Below are 17,979 nucleotides of genomic sequence, written 5' to 3' on the forward strand. Positions count from 1 at the left end.
ATATAAAGGTCAACGCAGACACAGCAGTTTTTATGTGGGTCAACATCTCTATCATTGGCTCCAGCTACATCAAATGTTCCCAAAAAATATAGAAGAGCTAATGCAAATTAGCCGCTATCGGTTGAAGGATTACATCAAAGGGCAAAGAGCTATAGAGCTTGCCCTGTCTACTTTGTAGCTGGCTTGTCCCCCTCTCAGCGCACACACCCGAACAATTGAGACAAAAGCTTTTTTTGTTGGTTGGTTGGGTAAAGGCGGTATTGATACCTTGCTTTCATTGGCTTAAAATGAGCGTATCTACACTCTATTTTAACGGTCGTGCCAATCATGTCAAGTCGGTTAGTAATCAGTAATCAGTGAGCAGTAAACAGTAATCAGTAAAAAGACAGTAGGAAACTTCTATTTAGTACTGCACACTTAAAAACTCACATCTGATAACTGATAACTTACCCACTGATAACTGATAACTGATAACTGATAACTTACCCACTGATAACTGATAACTGATAACTGAGAGGTGCGCCCTTGGCAGTTCTCAGATGCTCTATTCGGGATCAAGAAAAGCCGTCGTTCTACGACGGGGTTTTAAACCCAAATTTTCGATAATGAACCAGAATTTTTTAAAGCCGATAAATTAGCATTACCCGTGCAGAATAAAGCAATTTCTAATTCAGCAATTAAAAATGTCACCAACTCATCTACTGCCGCCTCCGATGCCACGGCCGCGATGAGGAAAGGTCGGGCTAAACCGCCTAAATCAGCCCCTAAAGCGATAGCTTTGCCAATATCGACCCCATTTTTCAAGCCCCCGGAAGCGATGAGAGGAATAGTAGAATTAATCGCCCGGATCGAGGTAATACAATCGGCTGTGGGTAAACCCCAATCGGCAAAAACTTGACCTAAATGACGCTGTTTTTTGTCTTTTGCCCTTTGACTTTCCACCTTTGCCCAAGAAGTACCGCCAGCCCCCGCCACATCAATCGCCGCCACCCCCGCCTCTATTAACTTTTGAGCCATTGTCCTGGAGATGCCGTTACCCACTTCCTTGGCCACCACAGGAACGGGCAATTTAGAGCAGACAAGGGCGATTTTGTCAATGAGTCCTCGAAAATTTTTATCGCCTCCCGATTGTACCCATTCTTGCAGGGGATTAAGATGAAGAATCAGGGCATCAGCCTCTAATAAATCGACTAATTTGAGGCATTCTTCCACGCCACAGCCATAATTTAACTGTACTGCCCCTAAATTAGCCAAAAGTAGAATATCGGGGGCGAGATGGCGAACGGAAAAAGTGGCGGCTAATTCCGGCTGTTCGAGGGCGATGCGTTGGGACCCAACCCCCATCGCCAAACGGTAACGTTGGGCGACGGTTGCCAGTCGAGTATTGACTAGATGGGCTAAGGTAGTTCCCCCTGTCATCGAAGAAATCAATAGAGGGGCGCCGAGGGTTTTGCCCAAAAAGCTAGTACCAATATTAATATCACCGCGGTCTAGTTCTGGCAAACAGCAGTGATTAAAGCGATATTTCTCTAATCCACTGCTAATTTCGCTAAATTCTACGTCTTCTTCCAGACAAACTCGCAAATGTTCGGCTTTACGATGTTCTATGTCACTAGCGGTATTAACAGGGGGGAGAGTGGTCATAGGTAAGGATGACAATCGCTACACAGTCAAATATACAGGATATCCAGTCAATTGTTCCAGTTGATAATATGCCCAATGATCACGGTTATTTCCACCATCAGACCTATGTTAGCGGGCGGTTCAAGGGAATAACTCAAAGTAATCGCAGTGCCTTGGACGCATAATCGAAAAATCTCGACGATCGAGTCTGTAAACGCAAGTGATGTTTAGCCTTTCAGCTATGGTAAAGATCGCCGCATCTGTAAAATCAAGTTGAAGGATTTCCACGCGGAATGGTTCTCGTACTGATTAATCGGCTTCCGCTACCCACTAGATACCCATTCTGGCTCTTTGATAATCTTGTTTGTGTATAGCCACCCTACCACTGCTACCAGATCGCCGTACTGCTACGCAGTGCCTTCGGCATCGCACTTAAACTGACAACTTCAATGAATGAGCATGGTGCGTTCCCAAAAATCTATCAGTGGAGCAGTAGGACTTGCATTAGGGAACGCACCCTACGGCTGCTGCCTGACTTCAGCCGCGACAAAGTGGGAAGCCAGACTTTCAATCAGTTTAACCAGAGTGGAATCAGTCACCACTGCAACCTTACTGACGTACTTGTGATGGTCGCGTATCAGCCGGAAATGAGCAACCAAGGCTCCAAAACTTTCCCAACCGGTGAAAGTAGGTACTTCGATGATTACGCCAGCAAGGCCACCAGTGGCTTCAATGTGGGGGTCCACTGCCTCCGCAATCTTGATGAAATCTTCCGCCGCAAGTGCAGATGTAGGTTGCATATACAGAATGCTATGCGCCGCGTCTAAATCATAATCTATCATAGTTTGCCTCTCCCAAATGGTCGAAGTCTAACTATATACTATCACAAATAGTGGGACCAAGATTGAGGGAAAATTAACAAGCGATCGCAGAGAATAACCACAAAGACACAAAGGACACAAAGATTAGGCTGGTTAATTCTTCTTCCCATCCAATCAGAATTGGGTGGTTTATGCGTTGCTAACCAACCCAACTGGACTTTATTTGACTGGTAATTTTCTAGATATTAATTAAGCTTAAAGATGGCATAGCCAACGCATAATTGAAACCAGTTGATTATCATTGGTTAAGTTAGCGGCATTGGTGAGTTTTTTCGTCTCTAATTGCTGATAAATTTCCCTAGCCATTTTTGTTTCAATAGCAGCCCCGATAAAAAAAGTATAAGGATGCTTAGAGATTTTTCTAAAAGCATCATCAATTCTCTGCAAAGCAGTACGAGCAGTTTTCCAATGTTCATCTGCTCCCGCGGGATCAATCCCACCTTTCAATTCTCCCAAAGCAATGTATAAATCAGGAGATTGTAAGGTTTGTTTTTTGTTTTTTTGATTAGCTAATTGCGTCGAATCACATTTTAAAAGGCACAAATCAATATTGTTGTTATTAACAATGGGAACATTGACATTATAAATTATTGTTCTTGGTTGGCTGTTATTTAACCAGCTAACACCTCTAACCAAGATTTCTAGATTAGGTGTCATTTCTTCCGCTGCTCTCCATTGATTATTACTAGAATTGAGCCAATCATAAGCAATTCCTGCTACTCTTAAAGTTGCTAATAGAGAACGAGTAAATTTACTTTGAGCTAAGGAGCCACCCGCGTTTCTCATGATTCCTCCTAAAGTGTCACCCCGAATCAATAGAAATCTATAGACTAACTCCTCGACAAAATTAGTCCCCGCAGGTTCCAGAAAATTGACAATTAATTCTTGAATTGCTTCTACCTTGTCTTGGGGATGTAAATAATTTTTAGCTTTATCAGAAATTCCCGATGCAGTTAATAAAGCCGCTTGAATATCTGGGATGTTTAGTAAATCTCTAGGATTGTTTACGGTTTGTGCAATAATTTTTAAGGTTCTTGCTTCTGCAATTAAAGGAGTAGCTCTCTGATTTTTTTCTAAGGCTAGAGCAATAAATCCTGAACGGATAGCTTCATAGGTAGTCTCCAAATCACAACTTTGGTTTAAATGCAAGAGATAGGGTTTTTCCATTAAGGCTTTCTCCACACATAAATACATTTTCTTAAAGATTCTCTACCATGACATCCCATTTGCTGACTACTATTACCTTTTCCCTGAGGAACTACTAAAATATTTTCTACTTTAAATCCAATTTCTTCAGCAATTTTTGACAAAATTAAATCTACAGAAATACTAGCCCCCGCATAGCGCACGTTATCATTAATCATACAGAAAATACCCGAGGATTTCATAACCCGAAAGCATTCATAAATTAGACAAGACATTTCCAGAAAATACCCCCTAATCATCCGAGGAATACCATGGTTATTTAAGGCCTTGCTTGATTTTAATTCCTCTAAATAACCTAGGATACTTTCTAATAATTTTTGACGATCAGTTATGGCAATGGCTGGCGACCAATGTTCATTGATTTTTAGTAACTCTTTGGGTTTATTTTCAACAGTGCAACTAAGCATTTGTTGACGTAATTGTTTTAATTGTAGTTGATCTATTCCCAACAGAGCCAATTCCAAAGCGTAGATACGAGTATAATCATAGCGATTACAATAAGGAGGAGAAGTAATAATAGAATCGTATTTTTCTGACGAAATCTCTGGCAAAATCTCAAGACAAGAACCTTGATATAGTTGAATTTTTCCCCGAGGATAATCTCTAGAAAAAAGTTCCAATTGTTGCTGACTAGGCTCTAAATCTGCGAGAATTTCTCGTAACTTGCTATGTAGGGCAATTTTAAAGTCTAAAATTTTTCCTTTGTCAAATATATTTTTGCCCTGTTGTTTACCAGAACGATAATCCCAACGGAGGTATTGACCATCTTTTCTAGTATAGCTAATTGATTCGAGAATAGAAAGTAAGGCAAATTTTAAGATCGCTTGCACTCGCTCATTCTCTTGGGCAATCAACCCTAAGTAACTTTCTATACAAGCCTGATTTTCTTGGGGATATGCTCCTTGAGTAATTGGTAATTCTAATAACTTAACTTTGTCATCTACCTGTTGCCAAAGGCTATGGTTAGACCAGTACTCTAGACGATGTATATCATCACTATTTAAGCCATTTTCTAAAATTTGTCTAGTAATAATTAATTCTTGTCCAATCGGCAATAGTTCTATTCCATCTGCTGATAAACCCCTGGCCGCCGCCGCAAATAAAGTTGTTCCGCTGCCAGCAAAAGGGTCTAGTATTTTTCCTTGTTTGATACCATATTTTTCTAGAAGATAAACTATCAGATCAACGGAAAAACCCTCTTTATATTTATACCAGCGATAAACCGGTTGGTTCTTATTACCTTGAAAACTCACTAGGGTACGAGATAATTGCTCAGAATCAAGTAATTTGTCTTGAAAATAATTAAATAATTCTCGATCGAGATTGTTGATTTCTAACAATCTTTCTGCTACATTAACTGAACTATTAATCATTTAGGTTTACTGGCGAAATTGCCGAAAAATAATTATCAGAGTTTATCTTTATTTGATTGGTAATTTTAATCGGTGGGGAAAGGGCGATACTTAAGGGTTAATTCTCGCACCGATTCCCCTAGATTTAATCTCAATCCCCTAGACAAATACCCAAACCCCTGGCGGTTTTGACTAAAGTTTCTTCGGGATCGACGACGCGATAGGTTTTAATCGCCTCCTCAATGGGAACACTGACCACTTGCCGATTTTGCCAGGCCACCATGCGATCGAATTCTTCCCGAGCGATCAAATCCACGGCCGCCACGCCAAAAGCCGCCCCCAGTAAGCGATCCATCGGAGAAGGAATACCCCCCCGTTGAATGTGGCCCAGGAAAGTCACTCTCGTTTCGGCCCCGGTTTCCCTGGCAACTTCTTCGGCTAAATAGCGACCGATACCCCCGAGACGATCTTCCCCTAGGGCTTCCTTTTGCACTAGGCGATTGCCAGTTTCGGTACGCACAGCCTCGGAGACAATAATCAGAGAAAACTGTTTATCCAGACGCTGCCGTTGCCGGATCTTCTCGCAGATCTTCTCTAATCGGTAGGGAATTTCGGGAATGAGAATGATATGGGCCCCCCCCGCAATACCGGCAGCTAGGGCGATATGGCCGGCATCTCTACCCATAACTTCTAGAATCATCACCCGGTTATGACTAGCGGCGGTAAAATGGAGCCGATCGAGGGCTTCTGTGGCGATATTAGTAGCTGTATCGAAGCCGATGGAGACTTCTGTAGCTCCCACATCATTATCGATGGTTTTGGGGATACCAATCAGATTAATGCCTCCCTGTTGGGCAATACGGCGCAAAATCGCCAGACTACCATCGCCACCGATGCCGATCAGGGCATCCAGTCCCAGACTATGATAGCCGTCAATGATTTCCTGAGAGCGATCGATCAGGGTTCCATCGGGCATCGGGAAAGCGAAGGGATCCCCCTTATTGGTAGTACCGAGAATTGTTCCTCCCATCACCAACAGGCGATCGACTCCTTCAATGTCAAAGATAGTGGTTTTGGGGGGACGGTTAACTAATCCGTTCGTTGCTTCTCGAATACCCACCACTTCCCAGCCATAATTGCCACTGGCATGGTGGACAACGGCACGAATGGCGGCATTTAAACCCGCACAGTCGCCACCACTGGTGAGAATTCCAATTCGTTTTTTTTCACCCATAGGTTTTTGTCAGGAGATCAACAAATCTATATTTAGGGAAAAGTTGCGGATAATGCCTGAAAATTAAGAAAGTTTCTAGATCGTCCCTGACAGCTAGGGGAAAAAACCGAAAACTTCGCCCCTGTCCCCTCAGTCCCCCTAGCAGGGTATGCAGGGCGAAACGGATTCCCATTATACTAGAAAGTATATAGCAATCTTAGGGCATTTGTCAACCCTAATATGCGAGAAATTTTCTGATAACTGATAGTCAATCAATTTAACTATTTACTGCTTGCTGAAGACGGGATAGATCCCAACCTTTTTGATTGAGAAGTAGCCAAGACTGCATTAAATCCGGACCGTGTAACTCCCCCATCAAAGCGGCGCGTAGAGACTTCATCACCAGACCTTTTTTAACCCGATGGGCTTTAGTTGTTGTCTCCACAATACCCTTAGCAACTTCTCCAGTCAAATTGGGAGTAATAGCGGCGAGAATATCCTTGATAATATCCTTAACTCCCTCTAATTGTAATTGACTTAAAGCCTCCTGATTATAATTAGCCAGAGGGGTTAAAAGTAAACGACTTTCAGCGACAGCATCGCTTAAACGAGTTAAACTCGGACCGATGAGAGTAGCCAAACCGATCAACCAAGCTCGATCGGTTTCAGCATCAAAATTATACCCTGCTTCTTGCCAGTAGGGGAGAAGTAAAGGCACTAATTCCTCACCGTTTAAACGATGGAGATATTGACTATTAATCCAATCCAATTTCGTCCAGTCAAATTTTGCCCCCGCTTTATTTACCCGTTCTAAACTAAACACTTCAGCGGCCGCTTCAAGGGTAAAAATTTCTTCAGTGGAATCGGGAGGAGTCCAACCGAGGAGAGTCATGTAATTAACCAAAGCTTGCGGCAAAAAACCCAGTTTTCGGAAATCATCGATCGAAGTGACTCCATCCCGTTTAGATAACTTACGACCCTCCTGATTTAAGATCAAAGGACTGTGGGCAAACTCCGGCACTTTTGCCCCTAAAGCTTCGTATAAAAGAATTTGTTTAGCCGTATTAGCGATGTGATCTTCCCCACGAATAACATGGGTAATTTCCATATCGATATCATCAACAACTACCGCTAAATTATAGAGAGGCTGACCGAAGTTTTCTTCCGCATTTTCCGAGGTACGAGCGATCACCATATCCCCCCCTAAATCACTACCTTTCCAGATAACTTTTTCCCGGATTAAATCCTGCCAAATAATTTCTCGATCATCGTCAATAATAAAACGAATTACTGCTTTTCTCCCCGCTTGCTCGAATTGAGCTTGTTGTTCGGGGGTGAGATAACGGTGACGATTATCGTAACGGGGGGCAAGATTGCGGGCTTTTTGTTCTTCCCGCATTTTTTCCAATTCTTCCGGGGTACAATAACAACGATAGGCTAAACCTCGATCGAGCAGGGTTTGAATAGCCTGACGATAATAATTAAGGCGTTGAGTTTGAAAAAAAGGACCTTCATCCCAATTCAGTCCTAACCATTGTAGGCCCGCTTGAATATTTTCCGTATATTCTGGTCGAGAACGTTCTAAATCTGTATCTTCCACGCGCAAGATAAATTTCCCCCGGTGATGATGGGCAAAAAGCCAGTTAAACACGGCTGTGCGCGCTGTTCCAATGTGTAAATTTCCCGTGGGACTGGGGGCAATACGAACTCTCACTGTCACGATTTAACTCCTAGGTTTTTTGCGGCAACGATATCCCATATTATGGCAAATTCACCTAGGCCAACTCGCGAAATTAAGAAAATTAAATGGGTGGGTGGAATTAAATATAAGATGAACGTAGGTTGGGTTGAAGCATGAAACCCAACTCCCGCATGGGTTACGCTACCGCTAACCCATCCTACAAAGAATTGTGCCTCCCTACTTAAATAAATAGCTACCAAAGGGTGAGAAAGGAACAACAAACTCTCAAGAATTGAAGTTTCCCTCTCCGGGGAGAGGGTTTGAGGGGGAGATATTTCAATAACCGTGTTATTTCGGTAATTTAGGCAGCGACTAAAGATTTGCTCAAAGGTTGCCAACGGAAATATCTTTCCCCACCCAATTCGAGGACAAATTTTAACCGGGGTTCCTGTTGACTAAGATTAATTAAGTATTGTTTTTCTTCCGACGATAAAACAAAACTTTCAATAATCCAAATCACTAAACCTTTAGATTTGGGGGGTAAATTTTCCAATTGATAGGTAGCAATGGGAGGAATAAAATAAACCGGTCCCACGGCTGCTTCCCGACCGATATTTTTTTTACCTAAATGGGGGGGACGGACTCCATGAATGCCGGTAAGATAGGCACTTAAATCGCCTAGACCTCTAGCAGTGATATGCAGGACATTGTACCCAGTGGCCCGTAAACGTCTTTGATAGCGTCCCTCGTAACCCCCTTCTAAGGGTGCGTAAACCCCTAAAGCACCGTATTGTTCCAGATCGCGAATAAATGGTTTTCCTGTGGTCAGTAGTGCCATAGCTAGTAAAAAAATCTTTTTCCCTATAATCGCACGTTTTGTTAAGTTGTGCGTCAGCTGAACAAAGAAAGACTTAAGATCAAAGATAGAGAGAGACAATCGCTACTCTCCCAAGGAGGCAATATGTTTCACGATCTCCTTTATCCCAACGGACTGCTTTATATCCTCATTAAACTAACTGTTTTAGCTTTAGCAGTCTTGCTCTGGTTTATGGTCGTTTCGGCCCCGGCTGTCTGAAAAAAACACTGCTCTTGTCGCAGGTTAGCCTTGTCTTCTACAATTAGCGTTCTATGCAATGGCTAAATTTTGTCGATGACTCCTGTTAAATTGCCGCTAGATCCTTTTCTGAAACCCAACCTAACCACTAAGCTCCTAGGGGTGGGGTTGGTATTGACAATTATTTTTATCCTGATTGCCCTGTTTTCGCCCCTTCTGCAAGCGATCGGCATGATTCAGGATCCAACCGACATTTTAAGCAATTATCCCCTACAAGCCCCCAGTTCTGCCCATTGGTTCGGGACGAATGTGCGCGGTTATGATGTCTTTTCCCGCACCCTATTCGGGACCCGGGCGGCCTTGTCCGTGGTATTTTTGGCCACAGGATTATCTTTGGTCATCGGGGTTCCTTTAGGGTTAATTAGCGGTTATTTGGGGGGTAAGATTGATCGCGTTCTCCTCTTTCTCATGGATACCCTCTACACCTTGCCGGGGTTATTATTATCGGTGGCTCTGGCCTTCGTTTTGGGTCGTGGTATCGTCAATGTAGCGATCGCTGTTAGCATTGCCTATATTCCCCAATATTTTCGCGTGGTCAGAAATCAAACCGCCAGCGTCAAAAATGAGTTATTTATCGAAGCGGCACGAGCGATCGGTGCCAGTCCTAGGCGTATACTATCAAAATATCTTTTCTTTAATGTCGTCCAGAGTGTCCCAGTTCTTTTTACCCTCAACGCGGCGGATGCGATCCTTGTTTTAGGCGGTTTAGGCTTTTTAGGCTTAGGATTACCGGAAGAAGTGCCTGAATGGGGTCATGATCTCAAGGAAGCTTTGGCGGATTTATCTACAGGTATCTGGTGGACCACTTTATTCCCCGGATTAGCAATGACCACGATGGTGGTGGGTTTATCCCTCTTGGGGGAGGGGTTAAGTGAAATTTTTAACCCTCTGAGTCGTAAACGCTAAAAGCGGGGGCCAGAGTTCGAGAGAAATCATCTCAGGACCCTCCACACCCTCAGCCTCTCTGTCCGGTAACGATGTAGGATACCCTTTGGGCGATATTGGTGGCGTGATCGGCCATGCGTTCCAGATGACGGATTAGTAAAGCCATCAGCAGGATTGGTTCCACCACACCCTTGATATCTCTTTGATGGGCGAGAGTGTGATAGAGATAATCATAGGCTCGATCGACCGTATTATCTAGTTCTTTGACCTTTGGACCGGCTTCTTGATCGAGGTCGGCCAGGGCGACAAGGCTCGTGGCTAACATATACTGAGCATGGTGGGACATAGCCTCGATCTCACTCATACAATCATGAGGAGTATAGGCGAATAACTTGAGCGCTATTTCGGCTAAATCCTTGGCATAATCGCCGATACGCTCCAAATCGCGCACTAATTGCATAAAAGCACTTAAAAGCCGCAAATCTTGGGCTACGGGAGCTTGTAGAGTCATGAGAGTGGCACAATCTAACTCGATTTGACGATAGTAGCGATCGATTTCCTTATCGAGGGGGGCGATTTTTTTCGCCATTTCCAAATCCCTAGCAAAAAGGGATTGATGGCTAAGACGAAAGGATTCTTCGACCAAGGTTCCCATTCTCAGCACATCCTGTTCCAATCGCTGGAGAGAACGAGCGAAATAGGTGCGATCGGGATGATTGGTTTCTTTGGATAGGCTCACGGTCAGATTCGCTTAACATAAAACTACTCTTTCTCTACAGTGATAACAAGAAAATTTTCGATTTTGTACAGTTGTCCAGAGAACTTGACAGAATTTTTTCTCCCCTCTCCCCACTTCCCCTCTCCCCAATTCATAATTCATAATTCATAATTCCCACCTAATTTTTTTGACGGGGGAGAGTGACTTGTATGCGAGCGCCACCGGTGTTAGGATCATTTTGAGCGACGATCGAACCACCGTGGGCTTGAATAATCTCTTTGGCAATCGATAAACCTAAACCGGTACTATGATCCTTGCTGCCTTGTTTTTGACGGGTGCGGGAAGGATCACCACGAAAGAGGCGATCAAAAACGTAGGGCAGATCCGCTTCGTCAAATCCTTTTCCGTTGTCGATAACGTCAATTTTTAGCCATTTTTTCCCGATAGTATCGGATATTTCCCGAATTTCTAGGCGAATTTCCCCCCGATCAGGACTATACTTAATGGCATTATCAAAGAGATTCAGGAAAACTTGCAGCAGACGAGAATGGTCGACTTCCAGCGTCCAATCCGCCAGAGAGGAATAATCTAAGCTAATCTGTTTTTGGGCCGCTAAAGGGGTGACAGTCTGCCAAGCGGTGGTGATTAGATCCTGTAGATTAATCATCTGGTATTGTAAAGATCGCCCCGCATCCGCTTGTAATTCACTGATTTCTAGCCAATCGCAGACTAATTGGCTCAAACGCTCCACTTCTTTCGCCATTTGTTCTAACCAGCGTCTTTCGGGAGCTTGGAGGCGTTTTTGTAAAGCTTCGGTAAGGAGAGAAATGGAGGTTAAGGGAGTGCGTAACTCGTGAGTTAAGTCAGAGAAAGCTCGCTCGCGATTTTGGGATAATTCCACTAAAGGCTGTCTATTTTCGAGAAATACAGCGATTTTACCTTCCGGCAGCGGATAACCGTAACCCTTCAAGGCAATCGATTTAGGAGCAATCACTTGGCGATCGCTAATGGGGATGACAGGATAATTAGTCGGGTAAAAAGTCCAAGTTTGCACCTGTGGACTCTGTTTTTGACGAGTTTCTTGAATTAATTGATCTAATTCGTAGGAGCGCACTAATTCCAGCAGCAGACGTACCTGATCTGGCTGCCAGCGATCGAGTTTTAAGAGGGTAATTGCCTGTTGATTACACCAGAGCAGTTGATTATCGGCATCTATATGAAGATAGGCGATCGGCGCTCGTTCTAGCAAGGATTTCTGAATTTCTAAGCTCTTTTCTCGCTCTTGCAGACTTTGGGAGAGAAACTGTAATTCTCGACGCACCAGGGAGGTAACGGGAAAAGAAGCCGACAAATCCGCCGAATCCGAGAGAGCGCTCAGGGTTCGCTTTAACTCTCTATTTAAGCGTGAGACTTGCCAGTAACAAATACTCAAACCTAAAACTACTCCCAAAATAAAAGCGAAAATAGTCATTGTCTGCGCGAGCGGCGATCGCTAAACTTGAAAATATAATCGCTCACCTAGCCAAAACGATAACCGAAACCGCGTACAGTAATCAGGTATTCCGGTTGACTGGGATCGATTTCTAGTTTTTCCCGTAACCAGCGAATGTGAACATCGACGGTTTTGGTGTCTCCTAAAAAATCTGGACCCCAAATTTGTTCAATTAATTGGTCTCTTGACCAAACTCGGCGCGGATAACTCATAAATAGGTCGAGGAGACGGAATTCTTTAGGAGAAAGGTTAATTTCTTCATCTCGCACCGTCACCCGACATTCCTGGGGATAGAGAAGAACATCGCGGAATTTTCGCACGGGAGCGGCAGCTAGGGAAGTAAATCCTTGACGACGAATGAGAGCGCGACAACGAGCGACTAATTCGCGCATACTAAAGGGTTTAGTCAGATAATCATCGGCACCCACTTCTAAACCCAAAACTCGATCGGTTTCGCTGGCCTTAGCACTTAAAATTAAAATCGGGATAATATTGCCGTGATAGCGCAACAGACGACAGATATCAAGACCGTTGATTTGGGGTAACATTAAATCCAAAACGACCAAATCAAAACGAGACTCACCGTGATTAGATTCTTGACTTTGCAGTAGTTCTAGGGCAACGCGACCATCACTAACACCGAGAGCCTCGTAACCTTCTTCTTCCAAAGCCAAAATAATCATATCCCGAATCACTTCTTCATCTTCAACGATTAAAATCCGATGATTGGGAACGAAATCCGCACTCGCCGACAAGGGGGGGTTGTCAAGGGTTAACATAAAAATACTTGATTATTCGTCCTAATTTTATCTCAATTTGTCAACCTGCATTCGTTTTGGAAGGCTAGAGCCGAATGTTATTACAGTTATCTACATGGTTAGAGGTGGAATCCTATCTAGAACAATCTCAGGGAATTATTATTCCCATTGGTTCCACGGAACAACACGGGCCGACGGGACTGATTGGTACAGATGCTCTATGTGCGGAGGCGATCGCTAAAGGAGTGGGGAAACAGGTACGAGCAATGGTAGCACCCACCTTAAATGTCGGTATGGCCCTACATCACACGGCTTTCCCAGGTACAATTAGCCTTCGTCCTAGCACTTTGATTCAAGTCATCCTCGACTATGTGACTTGTTTAGCTAGAGCCGGTTTTCGTCAATTTTTCTTTGTCAATGGTCACGGGGGCAATATTGCCACCCTAAAAGCCGCTTTTGCGGAAACCTATTATCATTTGGATTCCCTCAATTTACCTAACACAAACGAGGTTAAATGTCAAGTGGCCAATTGGTTTATGGTGCGAGAAGTTTATCTTTTAGCCAAAGAATTGTATGGAGATCAGGAGGGTTCTCACGCTACACCGAGCGAAGTGGCGTTAACTCAGTATCTTTACCCTGAGAGCCTTAAAAACGCCTTTTTATCCGAAAAAGTGGCTTCTGGTCATGGTATTTACGGTGCGGCTAATTTTCGCCAAAACTACCCCGATGGTCGTATGGGTTCCAATCCTGCTTTGGCCACTCCCGAACACGGTCAGAGGTTCTATGAATTGGCTGTGAAAGAATTGAGTAATAGTTATCTAGAATGGCTCTCTTGTCCTTTGTCTAAGTTGATTAGTGACTAGGCCTCCGAGACCCGGAATAATTTAACTGTAACCCTAAAGATAAAACTTAAATATGCAAGGAGAAAACCGATGATTGCCACCAATGACAATAACTCCAATCAAGCTCTGGCTAGTTTGCGGGAAATACAAGAACTTTCCATCGCAATTACAGCCAAAAGCCTCAATCCCGCCATGCTAACGGTTGATTTCCTCAAATATTCGGGAATAGTTCCCCCCGACTGGGAATTAAATGGCCAGCCGGTACTCAATCCTAATTACGCTCAAGTTAATTTTCAAAATGGCATCAGCATCGTCGCCCAACCCCGGAAAATTACCTTTGTGGAGATAATTAACTCTCCCGATAGCCTGAACCTGAAACTGCCAGAAATTGTTGGTTTATATCTAGATAAACTCCCTTTAGCCGAATATCAAGCCCTGGGTATCGCGCCGAAAAGTATTGTTCCTCTCCCTAGTAGCCCCGATGCCGCTAAAAAATACATCACCGAAACTCTTCTCGCCCCCGGTCCTTGGCACAATTTCGGTATAGCCCCCCTACAAGCCAGCATCAATCTAATTTATCAGTTAGAAACCTCTCAGTTATCCCTGGCGATTAACGAGGCAAAATTGCAATTACCCGATGGCAAAACCTTAGCGGCATTATTATTTGCCGGTAACTTTAACTATAATCTGGCCCAGGGTAGCGATCGATTAAATCTGCTCAAACAATATCTGGGACAATGGCAAAAAGATCTAGAGATTTTCCGAGAATTAATCACTCAACGCTTTCTGGAAAGACAAGTCCAGGTTTTCCCCTCTAATATCAATCTGCCCCCAGGACCCCAAGCTGGACTGTAATCAGTAATCAGTAATCAGTCATCAGTCATCAGTCATCAGTCATCAGAACAAATCCGTTGAGTATAGACTACTTATTAGGACAGGCAAGAGGCAAGAGGCAATAGGCAAAAGGGGCAATAGATAATCAGTCTTTAATAACCATATTTAGTATCAGTCATCAGTCAGAAAAATCATTAAACCTCTTGCATAATTAATTTTTCATGGTTCAAAAACAGCAAAAATAAGGATTAAATGGCATAAAATTTGTAAATAGACCATTTAATTGATTGTTATTCATTCTTAATTCTCCTGACTACTGACTACTGGCTACTGACTCCTAACCCTAACAACGATTTTGATTTCTGCAAGAGGTCTATTACTGCCGATAACCTAAAACACATCCACCCCCCCAAACCCTTGCATTTTGGCATTAGCGGCTTCCCCACAGCTGCGCGGGGTGGGGAATAATTTTCCCGGGTTAGCTAAACCTTTGGGATTAAAGCAGTCCCGCACATAGCCCATAGTTTCTAAGTCAATCTCGTTGAACATGGCGGGCATATAACAATTTTTATCGATGCCGATACCATGTTCGCCCGATAAACTGCCCCCAACCCGCACACAAAGTTTGAGAATTTCACCGCCTAATTCTTCCACTTCTTCCCAAGCCCCCTCCACCTTATTATCGTAGAGAATCAACGGGTGTAAATTGCCATCCCCAGCGTGGAAAACATTGGCGATTTTATAACCGTATTTTTCACTTAAAGCCTTAATTTCCTGAAGAACATACACCAATTGAGTGCGGGGAATCACCCCATCTTGCACAAAATAATTAGGGCTAATTTTCCCCGCCGCCGCAAAAGCCGCTTTTCTGCCCTTCCAGAGTTTCAAGCGGGTTTCGGCATCATTAGCCGTGGTGATATTTCTCGCCCCATTTTGACGGCAAATCTCGGCAACCCGATGTTTATTACTGGCGACTTCTACCCCTAAACCATCCAATTCTACTAATAAAACCGACTCGGCATCCCGGGGATAACAGCCGGTAGCCACCGCGTCTTCCACGGCGTTGATACTGAGATTATCCATAATCTCCATCCCCGCCGGAATCATTCCCGATTTAATAATATCCGCCACCGCTTGGCCCGCCGCCTCGATACTGGTAAAATCGGCCAGTAAAACACAGATAGATTCCGGAGTTTTCAGGATTCTTAAGGTGATTTCCGTGGCGATGCCTAAAGTTCCCTCGGAACCCACAAATAAACCGGTTAAATCGTAGCCCGGTTGTTCCGGTACCGCACCCCCCACATCGATAATTGAACCATCGGGAAGGACGATTTTTAAGCCCATAACGTGATTGGTAGTCACGCCGTATTTTAAACAGTGAACCCCGCCGGAATTTTCCGCCACATTACCACCGATCGAGCAGATAATTTGACTAGAGGGATCCGGTGCATAATAAAATCCCGCCCCGCTTACTGCTTGCGTCACCCAATTATTAATCACCCCGGGCTGTACCACCACCCTTTGATTATCTAAATCAACCCTGAGAATCTGATTCATCCGCGCCGTGACGATGAGAATCCCCTCTTCTAAGGGTAACGCCCCTCCCGATACGCCTGTTCCTGCACCCCTCGCTACCCAGGCAATCTCGTTATCGTGACAGAGTTTCACCACCGCCGCAATTTCTGCGGTGCTGCGAGGCAATACCACAAGAGCGGGTCTTTGTCTGTATGCTGTGATACCATCGCACTCGTAGGTCAATAATTCATCTTTGCGACGGATGACTCCATCTTTGCCAAGGATCGCTTCTAACTGTTTGATCAGATTGGGGGAGATTTTCGGGGTATTTTTGAGTAACATAGGTTTCAGGGCGGCGGAGTCGCAGTAAAATGGCTCTATAGGTTAAAATATCGCAAAAAAGCTGGAAATGAAGCTTTAAAAACTGCTCTCTCCTATTTTAACACTAGAACCCCTTCCTCTGTAGATAGAAACCTGCAAGGGTCTAGATTCATAGAGAAAATTGCCGATAAATTTCCCAGTGCTTACCGTTATGAATTAGGAGGGTAATTTGATTAATCATCACCTCAAAAAATAGCTCTTGATTAGCATATTTTGACCAAGCTTTCCAGAAATTATCTTTAGTTAAATCTCGGAAGCCAACGGTTAAATGGGGCGAAAAAGCTCGGCTTTTTGAGACATTATCAATGATATTCAGGGAAGATTCTAGCTGCTGTAAAAGCCGTTTTTGCAGGGTTAATAATTCTGGGGTTTTCTGGACATTAATATAAATGACTCGCGGTTTAAAGGCGGCAAAATTCTGGAGAATTAGGGGAATAGGAGCGTGCAAGCAGGCAAATTCCTCTAAACATCTTTCTAAATCCGGTAATTGTCCTAAATTCCACCGGAAAGGGGGTTGGAGAGTGACGTGGGGAGGCGATTTCAGGGCGGCGCGACTATTGTAAATTTCTGCAAACTCTAACTTGATTTTTGTGGCAATTTCCTGTACTTCTGGTGGCGGCAAAAGCGCAATAAAAAATAGAGATCCCTGGGGTTGATTCATGGAGACAAGCAAGGTAGAGAAATGAAGATATTATCTCGATTCTAGCAATCTTCAACAACTCTAGCTAATTGTCTAGCTCTGTTACATTGCACCATTGACGGCCAAGATTAATCGGTATAATTATAGGGTTGTTAATCAGTCCTAGTCTCCTGAGAATTTATGCCCTGGTTTGTCAAGATAGAAAAAGGCATTGTTGATAAAACTACCTTCGATCGCTATGTCAGCGCCCATAAGGACTATGTGCGTGATTTAATTAGCCAAGGACGAGCAGCAAAAACCGGTTATTGGGCAGAAAGGGGCGGCGGAATGTTATTATTTAAGGCCGATTCTCTTGAGGAGGCTCAAGCAATTATAGTTCGCGACCCTTTAATCGAGAATGGTTGTGTGGAATACGAACTCCATGAATGGCGAATTGTCGTCGAGTAATCTAGCTTTTCAGGGAACAGTGAAAAGTCATCAGTCATCAGTCATCAGTCATCAGTCATCAGTCATCAGTGAAAACACAGCAATGTTAAGCTGTTGATTATCTAAATATTACTCGTTAATACTGCCTGGGAGTGGGGAGATGGGGGTGGGGAGTGGGGAGTCGGGAGACCACTTCGTGCGCGTTGCGGGGGGAGTGGGGAGATGGGGAGCTTTTTTGCTGTGAACTGAAAACTCACATCTGATAACTGATCACTGATTCAGCAATTCTAAATTTGCCCTGTAGCAAGGCTTTTGGGGGTTAGTTCGCATAATACGGGGTCAAATTCAATGGGATTGCAAATTTCATGTCACGAGTCTTCAGGCTTTTGACGTGATAGTACACCCAAAGTTGCCCCAA

17 protein-coding genes and 1 pseudogene are annotated in these 17,979 nt (G+C 43.9%); 5 read left to right on the top strand and 13 right to left on the bottom strand.

The features are described 5' to 3' along the window. Window positions 1-197: 197 nt before the first annotated feature. Both IM456_RS22780 and fni read right to left on the bottom strand, forming a co-directional pair. Window positions 198-278, bottom strand: a pseudogene (locus IM456_RS22780) (helix-turn-helix domain-containing protein); the annotation flags it as partial. A gap of 307 nt (window positions 279-585) precedes the next feature. Continuing rightward, a complete protein-coding gene (gene fni, locus IM456_RS22785) occupies window positions 586-1,644 on the bottom strand; it encodes a type 2 isopentenyl-diphosphate Delta-isomerase (RefSeq protein ID WP_149987559.1) in 1,059 nt (352 codons plus the stop codon). An 8-nt stretch (window positions 1,645-1,652) separates the two neighbouring features. Between fni and IM456_RS22790 the strand changes: the two genes are divergently transcribed. Beyond that, entirely contained in the window at window positions 1,653-1,808 is a 156-nt protein-coding gene (locus IM456_RS22790; protein ID WP_172970540.1) for a hypothetical protein, read from the top strand. Between the two features lie 333 nt (window positions 1,809-2,141). On the opposite strand, the gene IM456_RS22795 is transcribed toward IM456_RS22790, so the two are convergent. From IM456_RS22795 to IM456_RS22820, 6 genes are all read right to left on the bottom strand, one after another. After that, on the bottom strand, window positions 2,142-2,465 hold the full coding sequence (locus IM456_RS22795; RefSeq protein ID WP_149987560.1) for a SpoIIAA family protein: 324 nt from the start codon (window positions 2,463-2,465) through the stop codon (window positions 2,142-2,144). 234 nt (window positions 2,466-2,699) lie between these two features. Continuing rightward, a complete protein-coding gene (locus tag IM456_RS22800) occupies window positions 2,700-3,698 on the bottom strand; it encodes a type II restriction endonuclease (protein ID WP_149987561.1) in 999 nt (332 codons plus the stop codon). After that, window positions 3,671-5,083: a DNA methyltransferase gene (locus IM456_RS22805; RefSeq protein WP_149987562.1), complete on the bottom strand. Its 1,413-nt coding sequence runs from the start codon at window positions 5,081-5,083 to the stop codon at window positions 3,671-3,673. The genes IM456_RS22800 and IM456_RS22805 overlap by 28 nt, the downstream gene beginning before the upstream one ends. Before the next feature lie 130 nt (window positions 5,084-5,213). After that, the gene (locus tag IM456_RS22810) at window positions 5,214-6,296 is read right to left on the bottom strand and encodes an ATP-dependent 6-phosphofructokinase (RefSeq protein ID WP_125730933.1); all 1,083 of its coding nucleotides are present in this window, start codon (window positions 6,294-6,296) and stop codon (window positions 5,214-5,216) included. 256 nt (window positions 6,297-6,552) lie between these two features. After that, window positions 6,553-7,995, bottom strand: coding sequence for a glutamate--tRNA ligase (gene gltX, locus IM456_RS22815; RefSeq protein ID WP_287691571.1), 1,443 nt, complete (start codon window positions 7,993-7,995; stop codon window positions 6,553-6,555). 322 nt (window positions 7,996-8,317) lie between these two features. Then, window positions 8,318-8,794, bottom strand: coding sequence for an NAD(P)H-quinone oxidoreductase subunit N (locus tag IM456_RS22820; RefSeq protein ID WP_002735370.1), 477 nt, complete (start codon window positions 8,792-8,794; stop codon window positions 8,318-8,320). Window positions 8,795-9,106: 312 nt separating this feature from the next. Here IM456_RS22820 and IM456_RS22825 point away from each other — a divergent pair, with 312 nt between their 5' ends. Continuing rightward, window positions 9,107-9,976, top strand: coding sequence for an ABC transporter permease (locus tag IM456_RS22825; protein ID WP_149987565.1), 870 nt, complete (start codon window positions 9,107-9,109; stop codon window positions 9,974-9,976). Between the two features lie 49 nt (window positions 9,977-10,025). Here the strand turns inward: IM456_RS22825 and phoU are convergent, their stop codons facing one another. The 3 genes from phoU to IM456_RS22840 all read right to left on the bottom strand — a co-directional run bounded on the left by phoU (window position 10,026) and on the right by IM456_RS22840 (window position 12,944). Next, the gene (phoU, locus tag IM456_RS22830) at window positions 10,026-10,694 is read right to left on the bottom strand and encodes a phosphate signaling complex protein PhoU (RefSeq protein WP_002796027.1); all 669 of its coding nucleotides are present in this window, start codon (window positions 10,692-10,694) and stop codon (window positions 10,026-10,028) included. Between the two features lie 157 nt (window positions 10,695-10,851). Then, window positions 10,852-12,144 (bottom strand): sensor histidine kinase, encoded by a 1,293-nt coding sequence (locus IM456_RS22835; RefSeq protein WP_149987566.1) that lies wholly within the window; start codon window positions 12,142-12,144, stop codon window positions 10,852-10,854. A 47-nt stretch (window positions 12,145-12,191) separates the two neighbouring features. Next, window positions 12,192-12,944 (bottom strand): response regulator transcription factor, encoded by a 753-nt coding sequence (locus IM456_RS22840; RefSeq protein ID WP_287691572.1) that lies wholly within the window; start codon window positions 12,942-12,944, stop codon window positions 12,192-12,194. A gap of 74 nt (window positions 12,945-13,018) precedes the next feature. Here IM456_RS22840 and IM456_RS22845 point away from each other — a divergent pair, with 74 nt between their 5' ends. Next, entirely contained in the window at window positions 13,019-13,786 is a 768-nt protein-coding gene (locus IM456_RS22845) for a creatininase family protein (protein ID WP_287691573.1), read from the top strand. A 69-nt stretch (window positions 13,787-13,855) separates the two neighbouring features. Continuing rightward, window positions 13,856-14,620, top strand: a complete 765-nt coding sequence (locus IM456_RS22850; RefSeq protein WP_149987569.1) for a hypothetical protein — start codon at window positions 13,856-13,858, stop codon at window positions 14,618-14,620. Between the two features lie 369 nt (window positions 14,621-14,989). Here IM456_RS22850 and glcD read toward each other — a convergent pair whose 3' ends face one another. After that, complete coding sequence (gene glcD / locus IM456_RS22855; RefSeq protein ID WP_287691574.1) at window positions 14,990-16,456, bottom strand: glycolate oxidase subunit GlcD; 1,467 nt, start codon at window positions 16,454-16,456, stop codon at window positions 14,990-14,992. Between the two features lie 148 nt (window positions 16,457-16,604). Continuing rightward, window positions 16,605-17,156, bottom strand: coding sequence for a 2'-5' RNA ligase family protein (locus tag IM456_RS22860; protein ID WP_149987571.1), 552 nt, complete (start codon window positions 17,154-17,156; stop codon window positions 16,605-16,607). A gap of 159 nt (window positions 17,157-17,315) precedes the next feature. Between IM456_RS22860 and IM456_RS22865 the strand changes: the two genes are divergently transcribed. Beyond that, entirely contained in the window at window positions 17,316-17,582 is a 267-nt protein-coding gene (locus IM456_RS22865) for a YciI family protein (protein WP_002736524.1), read from the top strand. Window positions 17,583-17,979 lie beyond the last annotated feature (397 nt).

The sequence above is a fragment of the Microcystis sp. M079S1 genome (assembly GCF_020246425.1).
Taxonomy (GTDB): domain Bacteria; phylum Cyanobacteriota; class Cyanobacteriia; order Cyanobacteriales; family Microcystaceae; genus Microcystis; species Microcystis aeruginosa.